The 12,370-nt window shown below is 69.7% G+C and carries 11 protein-coding genes; 2 read left to right on the top strand and 9 right to left on the bottom strand.

Going from position 1 to position 12,370, the window contains the following annotated elements; genetic code table 11:
* Positions 1-55: 55 nt before the first annotated feature.
* The gene (locus tag QA861_RS34360; protein WP_334592576.1) at positions 56-1,102 is read right to left on the bottom strand and encodes a S66 family peptidase; all 1,047 of its coding nucleotides are present in this window, start codon (positions 1,100-1,102) and stop codon (positions 56-58) included.
* 102 nt (positions 1,103-1,204) lie between these two features.
* On the opposite strand from QA861_RS34360, the gene aroQ reads away from it, so the two are divergent.
* The gene (gene aroQ / locus QA861_RS34355) at positions 1,205-1,678 is read left to right on the top strand and encodes a type II 3-dehydroquinate dehydratase (protein ID WP_334592575.1); all 474 of its coding nucleotides are present in this window, start codon (positions 1,205-1,207) and stop codon (positions 1,676-1,678) included.
* Between the two features lies 1 nt (position 1,679).
* Here aroQ and QA861_RS34350 read toward each other — a convergent pair whose 3' ends face one another.
* The 5 genes from QA861_RS34350 to QA861_RS34330 all read right to left on the bottom strand — a co-directional run bounded on the left by QA861_RS34350 (position 1,680) and on the right by QA861_RS34330 (position 5,922).
* Positions 1,680-2,408, bottom strand: a complete 729-nt coding sequence (locus tag QA861_RS34350) for an amino acid ABC transporter ATP-binding protein (RefSeq protein ID WP_334594939.1) — start codon at positions 2,406-2,408, stop codon at positions 1,680-1,682.
* Positions 2,409-2,443: 35 nt separating this feature from the next.
* Positions 2,444-3,352 carry an amino acid ABC transporter permease gene (locus tag QA861_RS34345; protein WP_334592574.1) on the bottom strand — a complete coding sequence of 303 codons (909 nt, stop codon included), beginning with the start codon at positions 3,350-3,352 and terminating at the stop codon, positions 2,444-2,446.
* On the bottom strand, positions 3,349-4,233 hold the full coding sequence (locus QA861_RS34340; RefSeq protein ID WP_334592572.1) for an ABC transporter substrate-binding protein: 885 nt from the start codon (positions 4,231-4,233) through the stop codon (positions 3,349-3,351). The genes QA861_RS34345 and QA861_RS34340 overlap by 4 nt, the downstream gene beginning before the upstream one ends.
* A 316-nt stretch (positions 4,234-4,549) precedes the next feature.
* On the bottom strand, positions 4,550-5,206 hold the full coding sequence (locus tag QA861_RS34335; RefSeq protein WP_334592571.1) for an MBL fold metallo-hydrolase: 657 nt from the start codon (positions 5,204-5,206) through the stop codon (positions 4,550-4,552).
* A 29-nt stretch (positions 5,207-5,235) separates the two neighbouring features.
* Positions 5,236-5,922 (bottom strand): maleylpyruvate isomerase family mycothiol-dependent enzyme, encoded by a 687-nt coding sequence (locus QA861_RS34330; RefSeq protein WP_334592569.1) that lies wholly within the window; start codon positions 5,920-5,922, stop codon positions 5,236-5,238.
* Between the two features lie 223 nt (positions 5,923-6,145).
* On the opposite strand from QA861_RS34330, the gene uvrA reads away from it, so the two are divergent.
* Positions 6,146-9,124, top strand: a complete 2,979-nt coding sequence (gene uvrA / locus QA861_RS34325; protein ID WP_334592568.1) for an excinuclease ABC subunit UvrA — start codon at positions 6,146-6,148, stop codon at positions 9,122-9,124.
* Between the two features lie 97 nt (positions 9,125-9,221).
* Here uvrA and QA861_RS34320 read toward each other — a convergent pair whose 3' ends face one another.
* The 3 genes from QA861_RS34320 to QA861_RS34310 all read right to left on the bottom strand — a co-directional run bounded on the left by QA861_RS34320 (position 9,222) and on the right by QA861_RS34310 (position 12,286).
* Positions 9,222-10,133, bottom strand: coding sequence for a carbohydrate kinase family protein (locus QA861_RS34320; protein ID WP_334592567.1), 912 nt, complete (start codon positions 10,131-10,133; stop codon positions 9,222-9,224).
* On the bottom strand, positions 10,130-11,194 hold the full coding sequence (locus tag QA861_RS34315) for a LacI family DNA-binding transcriptional regulator (protein ID WP_334592566.1): 1,065 nt from the start codon (positions 11,192-11,194) through the stop codon (positions 10,130-10,132). Before QA861_RS34315 ends, QA861_RS34320 begins: the two co-directional genes overlap by 4 nt.
* Before the next feature lie 129 nt (positions 11,195-11,323).
* On the bottom strand, positions 11,324-12,286 hold the full coding sequence (locus QA861_RS34310) for a hypothetical protein (RefSeq protein ID WP_334592564.1): 963 nt from the start codon (positions 12,284-12,286) through the stop codon (positions 11,324-11,326).
* Between the last annotated feature and the right edge of the window lie 84 nt (positions 12,287-12,370).

Genomic DNA, 12,370 nt, shown 5'->3' with positions numbered 1-12,370 from the left:
GGTCAACTACCCACGGTGACCGCGCGTTACGGGGGCGTGCGGGAGACGATCGGGATCAGTACGTCACGGTGATGCGCCGGTCAGGGCCGTCCACCCGTATCGACCCCCCATAAGGGAGGACGAGTTGCGGATCCGTGTGGCCGAAGTCCACGTCGAAGACCGTCATCAGACCGGGAGCGTAGGCGCTCAGCGCGCGCTGCACCGCCGCTCGCTGCTCGGCGGCGTAACGGTCGCCCTCGGCCGGGCTGTTGGGGCGTTCGAAGGACCAGGTCTTCGCGCGACCCATCAGCAGCGCCGAGAAGCGCTGGAGCAGTCCGCGCTCGCCCATGTTGCGCAACGTCCGGAAGACCTCCTCGCCGCTCGGCATCTCCTCCGAGGTCTCCAGGAGCAGCACCCCGCCGTCGTACGCCGTCGGATCGGGGGAGATCTCGCGGTCGGCCATCAGCAGCCAGCCGAGGATCTCCAGACAGCCACCCCAACCGCGGCCCTCCACCACCCGGTCGGCGTTCAGCCACGTCCAGCCGTTGCCGGGACGGGTCTCCGGTTCGGCGTCGAAGGTCGCGGGGTCGGCCCAGTCACGGTTGACGTCGTTCCAGCACTCGGCGGGCCGCAGTTCGTACTCGCCCGAGGTGAACAGGGCGGCCCGCAGGGACTCGGCGGTCAGCGGGTCCATGGCCACCGGACGTCCCAGCGCCGCCATCACGGTCGCTCCGTGGTAGCCGACGATCCCGGTGTTGTACAGGTAGGCCAGCAGGTTCGTGTTGTCGCTCATCCCGAAGAACGGCTTCGGGTTCGCCCGGATCAACTCCCGGTCCAGGAAGGGCAGCACGGTGATCTGGTCGTCGCCTCCGATCGTCGCGATGACCGCCCTGATGTCCGGGTCGGCGAACGCCGCGTGGAGGTCGTCGGCGCGCTCCTGGGGCGTCGAACCCATCTTGCGGGTCGCCGGATACTCGACCGGTTCGAGCTCGAACTCCTTGCGCAGCCGCTCCAGCCCCAGTTCGTGGGGGCGCGGGAAGAGGCCGGGCAGTCCGGCACCCGGCGAGATGACGGCTATGCGGTCGCCGGGTGAGGGCTTGGGGGGATAGACAGGGGTCGTCATGCCGGGAGAGTACGGGCGGTCCCGTTGTCGGCGCTCCGTGATAAACCGGGGGCTGAGCAGCGGTCCTCGACAGGCCGCATCCCTGAACGGACCGGAGGAACCGTGCCCCGCACCCTCGCCAACGCCCCGATCATGATCCTCAACGGGCCCAACCTGAACCTCCTGGGCCAGCGCCAGCCGGAGATCTACGGCTCCGACACGCTCGCCGACGTCGAGGCACTGTGCGCCAAGGCGGCGGACGGGCACGGCGGCACTGTGGACTTCCGCCAGTCCAACCACGAGGGCGAGCTGGTCGACTGGATCCAGGAGGCACGCCTCGGCCACGCCGGCATCGTCATCAACCCCGGCGCCTACTCGCACACGTCCGTCGCGATCCTGGACGCGCTCAACACCTGCGACGGCATGCCGGTGCTGGAGGTCCACATCTCCAACATCCACCAGCGCGAGACGTTCCGGCACCACTCGTACGTCTCACTGCGCGCCGACGGCGTCATCGCGGGGTGCGGGGTGCAGGGGTATGTGTTCGGGGTGGAGCGGGTCGCCGCTCTGGTGAGTGCGGCGACCGCGGAGGCGTGACCTACAGCCGCCCGGCCTCCACGATCCGCCGCAGGAACTGCCGCGTGCGCTCCTGCTGCGGCTCGCCGAACACCTGCTCGGCCGTGCCGCGTTCCAGGACGACACCGCCCTCCAGGAAACAGACCTGGTCCGCGACATCGCGGGCGAAGCCCATCTCGTGGGTGGCCAGGACCATCGTCATGCCATCGGCCTTCAGATCCCGGACGACGGCGAGGACCTCGCCCACGAGCTCCGGGTCGAGGGCCGCGGTGACCTCGTCGAGAAGCAGCAGCCGGGGACGTACGGCAAGGGCGCGGACGATCGCCGCCCGCTGCTGCTGGCCGCCGCTCAGCCGGTCCGGGTACTCGCCCGCCTTCGCGCCGAGCCCGAGCCGCTCCAGCAGCTCACGGGCGTACTGCTCCGCATCCGCGCGGTCCACGCCGTGCACCCGGCGCGGGGCGAGGGTGATGTTCTCCAGCACGGTCATGTGCGGGAAGAGGTTGTACGCCTGGAAGACCACCCCGATGCGCCGGCGCACGGCGTCCTGGTCGGCCCGCGGGTCGGTGATCTCCTCGCCGTCCAGCCAGATCGCGCCGTCGTCGATGTCCTCCAGCAGGTTCGCGCACCGCAGCAGCGTCGACTTGCCGGAACCGGACGCGCCGATCAGAGCGGTCACCGTGTGCGGGGCGACCTCCAGATCGACGTCCCGCAGGACGACCGTGTCACCGAAGGTCTTGCGCACGGCCTCCATCCGCAGCACGGGGGAGGAGTTGTCGGGGATGTCGCTCACAGTGTTCCTCCCTGCGCCCGCTGCCGGTCCATCCGGGCCGTCACCCAGTCCGTGAAGCGGGTCATCGGGATGGTCAGCGCGACGAAGACCAGTCCCGCGACGATGTACGGCGTGTAGTTGAGGCTGCGGCCCACGATGATGTCGGCCGCGCGTACGGCGTCGACCGCGCCGCCGATCGAGACGAGCCCGGTGTCCTTCTGCAGCGACACCAGGTCGTTGAGCAGCGGCGGCACCTGGCGCCGTACGGCCTGGGGCAGCACGACGTACCGCAGCGCCTGCCGGTTGGTCAGCCCGAGCGAGCGCGCCGCCGCCCGCTGCGACGGGTGCACGGACTCGATGCCGGCCCGGAACACCTCGGCGACGTATGCCGAATACGTCAGCGTCAGCGCCGTACCGCCGAGCAGCACCGGGTCCACGGTGATGCCCTGGAGCCGCAGCGCCGGCACACCCAGGACGACGATCATCAGGTTGATGATCAGCGGCAGGCCGCGGAAGAAGTCCGTGTACGCGGCGGCCAGTGCGCGCAGCGGAAAGAACACCGGGCCGCGCAGCGTGCGGGCGATGGCGATCAGCATGCCCAGGACGAGTACCGCGACCCCGCAGATCAGCAGCAGCCGTACGTTGAGCCACAGCCCTTCGAGGACCTTGGGGAACGCCTCGCGCGCGTACTGTGCGTTGAAGAACGTCTCCTTGGTGCGCGGCCAGCCCGGCGCGCTCACCACGACCAGGTAGAGGACGACCCCGGTGACCAGGGTGGACAGCGCGGCGATCGACGTGGCGCGGCGCGCACGGGTGCGCTTGAACCGCTCACGGTCGATCCGTCGCTGCGAAGGGACGTAACCGTCGCCCCGGTCCGGCATACCGGCCGGGTCCTCCTGCCCGGACTCCTCCTTCACTGCGGTCACTTGAGCACCGGAGCGTCGACGGCGTCCGACAGCCACTGCTTCTCGATCGAGGCGAGTGTGCCGTCCTTGCGCAGGGCGTCCACCGCGGTCGTCACACAGGAGGTGAGGGCGCTGCCCTTGTCGAGCACGAGCCCGAACTGCTCCGGCGTACCGCCCTGGTTCTCGAACTGTCCGACGATCTTCGCGTCGGTCACCTCGGCGGCGGTGATGTAGAAGGCGGTCGGCAGGTCCACGACGATGGCGTCGACCTGGCCGTTCTGCAGCGCGGACTTGGCCTGGTCGTTCTTGGCGTACGCGGCCGGCTCCTGGGTCGGCTTCACCACGTCGTCGATGTAGTTGAGGCTGGTGGTGCCGACCTGGGCGCCCAGCTTGAGGCCCTTGAGGTCCGCGATACTCGTCGCCTTCGCGGCCTTGGAGTTCTTCAGCGCGATGACGGCCTGGCGGACGTCGTAGTAGCCGGACGAGAAGTCCACGGCCTTCTTGCGCTCGGTGCTGATCGACACCTGGTTGATATCGAAGTCGAAGGTCTTCACCCCGGGCGCGAACGCCTTGTTGAAGGGCACGCTCTGCCACACGACGTTCGCCTTGTCGTAGCCGAGCTGCCGCGCCACGGCGTAAGCGACCGCCGACTCGAAGCCCTTGCCGTCGGCGGGCTTGCCATCCTTGAACCAGGGCTCATACGCGGGCTCGTCGGTGGCGATCGTCAGCTTGCCCGAGGTTCGGGTGGCCAACTTGCCCTTGGCGCAGGTGGCTCCGGCCGTCCCGGTGGGTTTGGCGGCGCTCGTCTCCTCCGGCTGCGGGGCGCAGCCGACAGCGGTGGCGAGCAGGGCGACAGTGGCGGCGGAGACCACACGGCGCAGCGTGTGAGGGGCAAGGTGCATGGCGGGAGAGTGGCAGCGCAGCGTGCCATTTGTCCAGGTCACAGGCGGAATTGTCCGCATAGTGGGAACGTGTGTTGCATGTGTGTGAACGCCGGGGCCGCCGACCGAGGGCGGGATCGACAGGTCGGCGGCCCGTACCGCTCAGGAGCCGTCATCCTGTGCGGGGCTGTTTTTCAGTGGACTACGCCAGGGCGCACGCCGGGAGCGCGTGCGCGCTCCCGGTATGTGTGTTCGTTTCGCACGGGGCGTGCGGTCATCAACTGCACGCCCCCCGGTTGGAGTTCGCCACCCGTGTGCGAGGTCTTCCCCCACGGCCTCACCAGCCGCGCGCGTGCCACTCCGGCAGGTGTGGCCGCTCCGCGCCCAGGGTGGTGTCGCTGCCGTGCCCCGGGTAGACCCAGCTCTCGTCGGGGAGCGGGCCGAAGATCTTCGTCTCCACGTCGCGGATCAGGCTGGCGAAGGCCTCCGGGTCCTGGCGCGTGTTGCCCACCCCGCCGGGGAAGAGGCAGTCCCCGGTGAACACGTGCGGATGCCCGTGCGGGTCGTCGTAGACGAGCGCGATCGAGCCCGGCGTGTGCCCGACCAGTTGCCGCGCGGTGAGCTCCACATGTCCTACGCGGATCGTGTCGCCGTCGGCGACCGGCACATCGGTCGGTACGGGGATGCCCTCGGCGTCGTCCCGGCCCGCGTACGTACGGGCGCCGGTGGCCTCCACGACCTCCGCGAGCGCCTGCCAGTGGTCCCCGTGCTGGTGCGTGGTGACGACCGACGTGATGCCGTCGTCCCCGATCAGCGTGATCAACGTATGGGCGTCGTTCGCCGCGTCGATCAGCAACTGCTCGTCCGTGGCCCGGCAGCGCAGCAGATAGGCGTTGTTGTTCATCGGGCCCACCGCGACCTTGGTGATCATCAGGTCCTGCAACTCGTGCACATCTGCAGGACCGCCGACCTTCACCGCTCCGCTGTACGTCATGGCGTGCAGCCTATAGCGACGCGTTGGGCCTAGAGAGGGGGCAGCGCGGGCAGCACTCCGCCCGAGACGTCGAGGCCGGCTCCGTCGCGTCGGCCGCAGAGCCACCCCAGCAGCTCGGGCGCCGTCCCGGTGACGGTGACCTCGGGCTCGGAGGCCTCTCTTCCCGTGCTCCACGCGCGCGTGCCGTCCGTGATCACCGTGGGCGGCACGTCGGGGTGGCCGGTGAACCGGTCGGCCAGGAACGTGATCTCCCGCTCCGTGAACTCCGCCGGCAGATCTTCGAGGTCGTAGCCGATCCCCAGGTCCACGTGGTGCAGCTCGACCTCGGCCCAGCGGCGGAACGGTACCTCGGAGGCGGCGTCGGTGACCCCGTTGCGCAGCTCCACCGTGCGCGTCCAGTCCGCGGGCGCGGCCCACAACTCCTGGAGACGGGCGGAACTCTCCCGTACGTCCGAGAGCTGGTCGTCGAGGGGGCGCGGGGCGTCCCGGTCGATGTCGGCGTCCCGGGCCTCCGCGGACGGGTACATCGGGCGCCCTGTCATGACGTTCACGAGAGCGTCCGCGTTGCGGGCGAGGTGGGCGAGGACGTGACCGCGGGTCCAGCCCGGCAGCCGTGACGGCTCGGCCACCGAATCGTTGTTCAATTTCGCGGCTGCGGTGAGCAGTCGTTCCGTCGCTTCACGTAGAGATGCCAGGTCGCGCACATGATCAGCCATGGTGTCGACGATAGTCCCGCCACACGTTCGGGTGAAGGTGGCGGGCCACGCCCGTAAATCGAATGTGCGTGCTATATGGTCGAGTGCGGCGTCGGGCATGCTGGATGGCCGGGGATTGTTACCTCCTCAGGAATCCGACCGGCGTTGTCAGTGGCTCCCCCTAGTCTGAAAAAGCACGGGGGCCCCGCCCCTGTCACTTCTCTCAAGAAAGGTGCGGACCGGCGTGGCCGACCGTCTCATCATCCGTGGCGCGCGCGAGCACAATCTCAAGAATGTCTCGCTCGACCTCCCACGCGACTCGCTCATCGTCTTCACGGGCCTGTCGGGGTCGGGCAAGTCCTCCCTGGCCTTCGACACGATCTTCGCCGAGGGCCAGCGCCGCTACGTCGAGTCGCTCTCGTCGTACGCACGCCAGTTCCTCGGCCAGATGGACAAGCCGGACGTCGACTTCATCGAAGGCCTCTCACCGGCCGTCTCGATCGACCAGAAGTCGACCTCCCGCAACCCGCGCTCCACGGTCGGCACCATCACCGAGGTGTACGACTATCTGAGGCTGCTCTTCGCGCGCATCGGCAAGCCGCACTGTCCCGAGTGCCGTCGCCCCATCGCGCGTCAGTCGCCACAGGCCATCGTCGACAAGGTCCTGGAGCTGCCGGAGGGGAGCCGCTTCCAGGTGCTGTCGCCGCTGGTGCGCGAGCGCAAGGGCGAGTTCGTCGATCTCTTCGCGGATCTCCAGACCAAGGGCTACTCCCGCGCGCGGGTGGACGGCGAGACGATCCAGCTGTCCGACCCGCCCGCGCTGAAGAAGCAGGAGAAGCACACCATCGAGGTGGTCATCGACCGCCTCACGGTCAAGGACACCGCCAAGCGCCGACTGACCGACTCCGTGGAGACCGCCCTCGGTCTCGCTGGCGGCATGGTAGTGCTCGACTTCGTCGACCTCCCCGAGGACGACCCCGAGCGCGAGCGCCTCTTCTCGGAGCACCTGTACTGCCCGTACGATGACCTGTCCTTCGAGGAACTGGAGCCCCGCTCCTTCTCCTTCAACTCGCCCTTCGGTGCCTGCCCCGACTGCTCGGGCATCGGCACGCGCATGGAGGTCGACCCGGAGCTGATCGTCCCGGACGAGGACAAGTCCCTCGACGAGGGCGCCATCCACCCCTGGTCGCACGGCCATACCAAGGACTACTTCAGCCGCCTCATCACCGCCCTCGCGGACGCACTGGGATTCCGCACGGACATCCCCTTCGCGGGCCTTCCGCAGCGCGCCAGGAAGGCGCTCCTGCACGGGCACAAGACCCAGATCGAGGTCCGCTACCGCAACCGGTACGGCCGGGAGCGCGTGTACACCACGCCCTTCGAGGGCGCCGTCCCGTTCGTGAAGCGGCGGCACAGCGAGTCGGAGAGCGACGCCAGCCGGGAGCGCTTCGAGGGTTATATGCGCGAGGTGCCCTGCCCCACCTGTGAGGGCACCCGCCTCAAGCCGATCGTCCTCGCGGTCACGGTCATGGAGAGGTCCATCGCCGAGGTCGCCGCGATGTCGATCAGTGACTGCGCGGAGTTCCTGGCGAAGCTGAAGCTCGACGCCCGCGACAAGAAGATCGCCGAGCGCGTGCTCAAGGAGGTCAACGAGCGGCTGAAGTTCCTGGTCGACGTCGGCCTCGACTACCTCTCGCTGAACCGCGCGGCCGGCACGCTCTCCGGCGGCGAGGCCCAGCGCATCCGCCTCGCCACCCAGATCGGTTCCGGACTCGTCGGCGTCCTGTACGTCCTCGACGAGCCCTCCATCGGGCTGCACCAGCGTGACAACCACCGGCTGATCGAGACCCTGGTCCGGCTGCGGGACATGGGCAACACGCTCATCGTCGTCGAGCACGACGAGGACACCATCAAGATCGCCGACTGGATCGTCGACATCGGCCCCGGTGCGGGCGAGCACGGCGGCAAGGTCGTGCACAGCGGCTCCCTGAAGGAACTGCTCGCCAACGACGAGTCGATGACCGGGCAGTACCTGTCCGGCAAGAAGGCCATCCCGCTGCCCGACATCAGGCGCCCGCAGGACCCCTCCCGCCGGCTCACCGTGCACGGAGCCCGCGAGAACAACCTGCGGGACATCGACGTGTCGTTCCCCCTGGGTGTCCTCACGGCCGTCACCGGGGTGTCCGGCTCCGGCAAGTCGACGCTGGTCAACGACATCCTGTACACGCACCTCGCCCGCGAACTGAACGGCGCCCGCAGCGTGCCGGGCCGCCACACGCGCGTGGACGGCGACGACCTCGTCGACAAGGTCGTCCACGTCGACCAGTCGCCCATCGGCCGCACCCCGCGGTCGAACCCGGCGACGTACACCGGTGTCTTCGACCACGTCCGCAGGCTCTTCGCCGAGACCTCGGAGGCGAAGGTCCGGGGTTATCTGCCCGGCCGCTTCTCCTTCAACGTGAAGGGCGGACGCTGCGAGAACTGCGCGGGCGACGGCACCATCAAGATCGAGATGAACTTCCTCCCGGACGTGTACGTCCCGTGCGAGGTCTGCCACGGCGCCCGCTACAACCGGGAGACCCTGGAGGTCCACTTCAAGGGCAAGTCCATCGCCGACATCCTGAACATGCCGATCGAAGAGGCCCGGCACTTCTTCGAGGCCGTCCCGGCGATCGCCCGCCACCTCAACACGCTGCACGACGTCGGCCTCGGCTACGTCAGGCTCGGCCAGTCCGCCACGACCCTGTCCGGCGGCGAGGCCCAGCGGGTGAAGCTGGCCAGCGAACTCCAGAAGCGCTCCACCGGCCGCACGGTGTACGTCCTGGACGAGCCGACCACCGGGCTGCACTTCGAGGACATCAGCAAGCTCCTCAAGGTCCTCTCCGGCCTGGTCGACAAGGGCAACACGGTCATCGTCATCGAGCACAACCTCGATGTCATCAAGACCGCCGACTGGGTCGTCGACATGGGCCCCGAGGGCGGCGCCGGAGGCGGTCTCGTGGTCGCCGAGGGCACGCCCGAGGAGATCGCCGGGGTACCTGCCAGCCACACCGGCAAGTTCCTGCGCGAGGTCCTGGGTGCCGAGCGGGTCAGTGACGCCACCGCGGTGAAGGCCCCGCGCAAGACGGCCGCCAAGAAGGCGGTGGCGGCCAGGAAGACAGCCGGGACCGCTCCGAAGGCCGCTCCGGCGAAGAAGACGACAGCCAGGGCCCGCAAGGCCTGAGCCGGTCACCAGTCCGGACCACGGCAAACGTACGGCGGCCCACGGAGGAACTCCTCCGTGGGCCGCCGTACGTTTGTCTCGGTCGGCTGAACGTCCCCTACAGGTCGCCCAGTTCGGCCGCGTACGGCGGTTCCGCTCCCGCTCGCGAGCAGGTGATCGCCGCCGCGCGCGCGGCGAGGCGGAGCAGCTCGGTCCAGCCGTCGGGGCCCAGGTCGGCCAGCGCCGCCGGGGACAGCGCGTCCCGGGCCGACAGACCGTGCAGCAGCGCCGCGTTCACGGTGTCGCCGGCGCCGATCGTGTCCACGACGTCGACCTCCTCGCCCGGCACGGAGTGCTCCGCTCCGTCATGGGTGAAGACGGTCAGCCCGTCGCCGCCCCGGGTGACCACGACGGCGGAGGGACCGGCGGCCAGCCACTCGCGCGGAGTTCCCCCGAGCCACTTCGCGTCCTCCTCCGAGAGCTTGAGCAGCGACACCGACGGCAGCCAACTCCTGAAACGGGCCCGGTAGGCGTCCGCGTCGGGGATCAGCACCGCCCTGATGTTCGGGTCGAGGGCGGTGAACACCCCCTGTGCGGCGGCGCTGCGCAGCAGTTCCTCGTACGCGCTCGCCCCGGGCTCCAGGACCAGGGAGCAGGTACCGAACGACACCGCGCGAACGGTGTCGGGGAGGCGCGCGGGTGCCGTGAACAGCCGGTCGGCGGTGCCCTCGACATGGAAGGAGTAGACGGCGGAGCCGTCCAGACCGATCGAGGCGACGGCGAGCGTCGTCGGCTCGCTGCCGCGCTGTACGGACGACACGTCGACGGCCGCCGCGCGCAGCCCGTCGAGGAGCGCCTCACCGAAGGCGTCGAACGAGACGCGTGAGCAGAACGCGGTGGGGGAGCCCAGGCGGCCGAGGGCCACGGCCGTGTTGTACGGCCCGCCGCCCAGCGCCGGTCGCAGATCCGCGAGGGGACCCGCCGCGCGCGGTACCAGGTCGATCAGAGCCTCACCGGCGACGACGATCACGAACTGGGTCCTCTCTCGGCGTGGCGAGGGTTCTCGCGGCGCTCCGGGTCGGCGCACCCGCACGACTCACGATGGACGAACGTGCACGGGAGCCGCACGGTCCTGGTCGGGCGGTCCGGGACGGCCAGACGGTCCAGGAGCAGACGTACGGCCTCGGTGCCGATGCTCTTGCCGGGCTGCGCGATCGCGGTGAGCCCCGGGGTGAAGAGGTCGGCCCAGGCGAAGTCGTCGAAGCAGCACAGCGCCAGATCACCGGGCACGGTGAGGCCCCGCTCGCGCAGGGCGCGCAGGGCGCCGATGGTCATGGCGTTGTTGGCGGTGACGAGGGCGGTCGGGGGCGCGGCGAGAGAGAGGAGGGCGGCGGTGGCCCGCTCGGCGCCCTGGGACTCGGAGTCGCCATGAGCCACCAGACGTTCGTCGTGGGGCAGCCCGGCGGACGCGAGGCCGATGCGATAGCCGGTGATCCGCTCCGCCGTCGTGCTGAGACCGGCGCGGCCCGCGACCAGGCCGATGCGCCGATGACCGAGTGCGGTGAGGTGGGCCATCAGCCGGGCCATGGGTTCGGCGTTCTCGGCGCACACCTGGTCGAAGCGAGGGGCGCTGTCCGAGGCGGTGTCGAGGACCCGGTCCAGGAACACCGTCGGTACGTCGTGCCGGGTCAGGTAGGCGACCAGGGCGCCGGGATCCGCCGAGGGGGCGACGATCATGCCGTCCACGCGTCGTTCGTGCAGCAGCTGGACGACCTTGCGCTCGTGCTCGGGGTCGTCGTGCGGATCGGCGAGGAGGAGGCTGTAGCCGTGTTCCAGGGCCCCGGACTCAACGCCCTGGAGGATCTCCGTGAAGTACGGGTTGCTGATCGCCGACACCGCGAGCCCGATCGACCGCGTCCGGGCGGTGACCAGGGAACGGGCCAGCGTGTTCGGGGTGTAGCCGAGTACCTCGATGGCGTCGAGGACGGCCTGCCGGGTCGCGGGGCGTACGACACGGGTCTCGTTCAGCACGTGCGAGACGGTCGCCACGGACACGCCCGCATGCCGCGCGACGTCGGTCATCGTCGCCATCGAGTCCTCGCCTTCCCGTCCCGATCGGGCTTCGATGGCGGCAACGTATCGCATCCGCAGGGGGACGTAAACGCTTGCGCAAGCGTTTACGTAAGCGTTTACGTCGTCTGGTCTCTCACCCCGAGTCCGTCACTCCCAGTCCCAGCCGATGCCCAGGATGCCCGGGCGCAGCCTCGGCTCGACGAGGTGGACCGAGCGGTGGCGGGCGCTGACCGGCAGGTCCTGGCGGCCGCTGCGGGGTGCCGCGGCCGAATGCTGGGCGAACCGGTGGCACCGTACCGGTAGCGACCCGTCGTCGAAGCGGACCTGGAGCGCGTACTGGCCGCCCGCGACACCGAAGCCACGGACGTACTCACGGGACACCTCGGCGGTGCCGTCCTCGACGGCGTACCTGAAGAGGAACGTGTCGCCTGCGCGCAGCCGTGTGTCGAAGAGGAGTTCGGCGACGAGCACCCCGGTGTCATGGTGCCGTCGTATCCGCCCCGTGCGGCAGTTCTCCAGAGCGTGCACCGACATACGGTCCGGGGCGCAGCCGGGGTCGCCGTGGTGCACGGCGACGAAACGGTCGGTGCCGTCCCGGTGGGCGCGCACGATGTGGTGGGCCTCACGGGTCAGGAGTTCACGGCGGGTGCCGATCCGTACCCGTTCGTGCAGGCCGAGGGTGTGCAGCCCGCCGTCGAGCGGTGCCCCCAGCTCCGTCAGCAGCTGTTCCAGGACGCCGGAGGCCTCCACCAGGGAGCGGTACGACCGCGCGGCGGGACGCTGCGTGCCGACACGTTCGTCGTCCTGGGCCAGCAGCCGTATCAACGATTCTTCCGGTAGCTGGAGGATCTCCTCCAGGGCTCTCACGGCCCGCAGCGACTCGGGGCGCTGCGGGCGGCGGGCGCCCTGCTGCCAGTAGCTCAGACTGGTGACGCCGACCTTGACCCCGTACCGCCACAGATGGTGCTGGACGCGTTGCAGCGGCAGACCACGCGCCGTGATCGCGGCCCGCAGAGCCATGTGGAAGGGGCCGTTCCGCAGGGCCGTGTCCAGTTCCGCGGTGACGTCCTGCGCGATGACGTCGTCCGCGTGGGGTGAGGATTGGCGCATACAGGGGCCCTTCTGTGAATGATCACGGCGGCTGGTCGGACCGCGCGCGTGGGTCGAACCGAGGAGGCCCGGCGGGCGCACGAG

The sequence above is a fragment of the Streptomyces sp. B21-083 genome, from assembly GCF_036898825.1.
In the GTDB taxonomy this organism is placed as follows: domain Bacteria; phylum Actinomycetota; class Actinomycetes; order Streptomycetales; family Streptomycetaceae; genus Streptomyces.
Note: the sequence above shows the minus strand (reverse complement) of the source record. Positions and strands in the feature narration are given on the sequence as shown.

Coding starts and splice junctions, on each gene's coding strand:
- QA861_RS34335 (WP_334592571.1), bottom strand. CDS start 5,206: ATGACGTACAGCGGAGCGGTGAAGGTCGGCGGTCCTGCAGATGTGCAC.
- QA861_RS34315 (WP_334592566.1), bottom strand. CDS start 11,194: ATGGCGACGATGACCGACGTCGCGCGGCATGCGGGCGTGTCCGTGGCG.
- QA861_RS34310 (WP_334592564.1), bottom strand. CDS start 12,286: ATGCGCCAATCCTCACCCCACGCGGACGACGTCATCGCGCAGGACGTC.
- QA861_RS34360 (WP_334592576.1), bottom strand. CDS start 1,102: ATGACGACCCCTGTCTATCCCCCCAAGCCCTCACCCGGCGACCGCATA.
- QA861_RS34350 (WP_334594939.1), bottom strand. CDS start 2,408: ATGGAGGCCGTGCGCAAGACCTTCGGTGACACGGTCGTCCTGCGGGAC.
- QA861_RS34330 (WP_334592569.1), bottom strand. CDS start 5,922: ATGGCTGATCATGTGCGCGACCTGGCATCTCTACGTGAAGCGACGGAA.
- QA861_RS34340 (WP_334592572.1), bottom strand. CDS start 4,233: ATGCACCTTGCCCCTCACACGCTGCGCCGTGTGGTCTCCGCCGCCACT.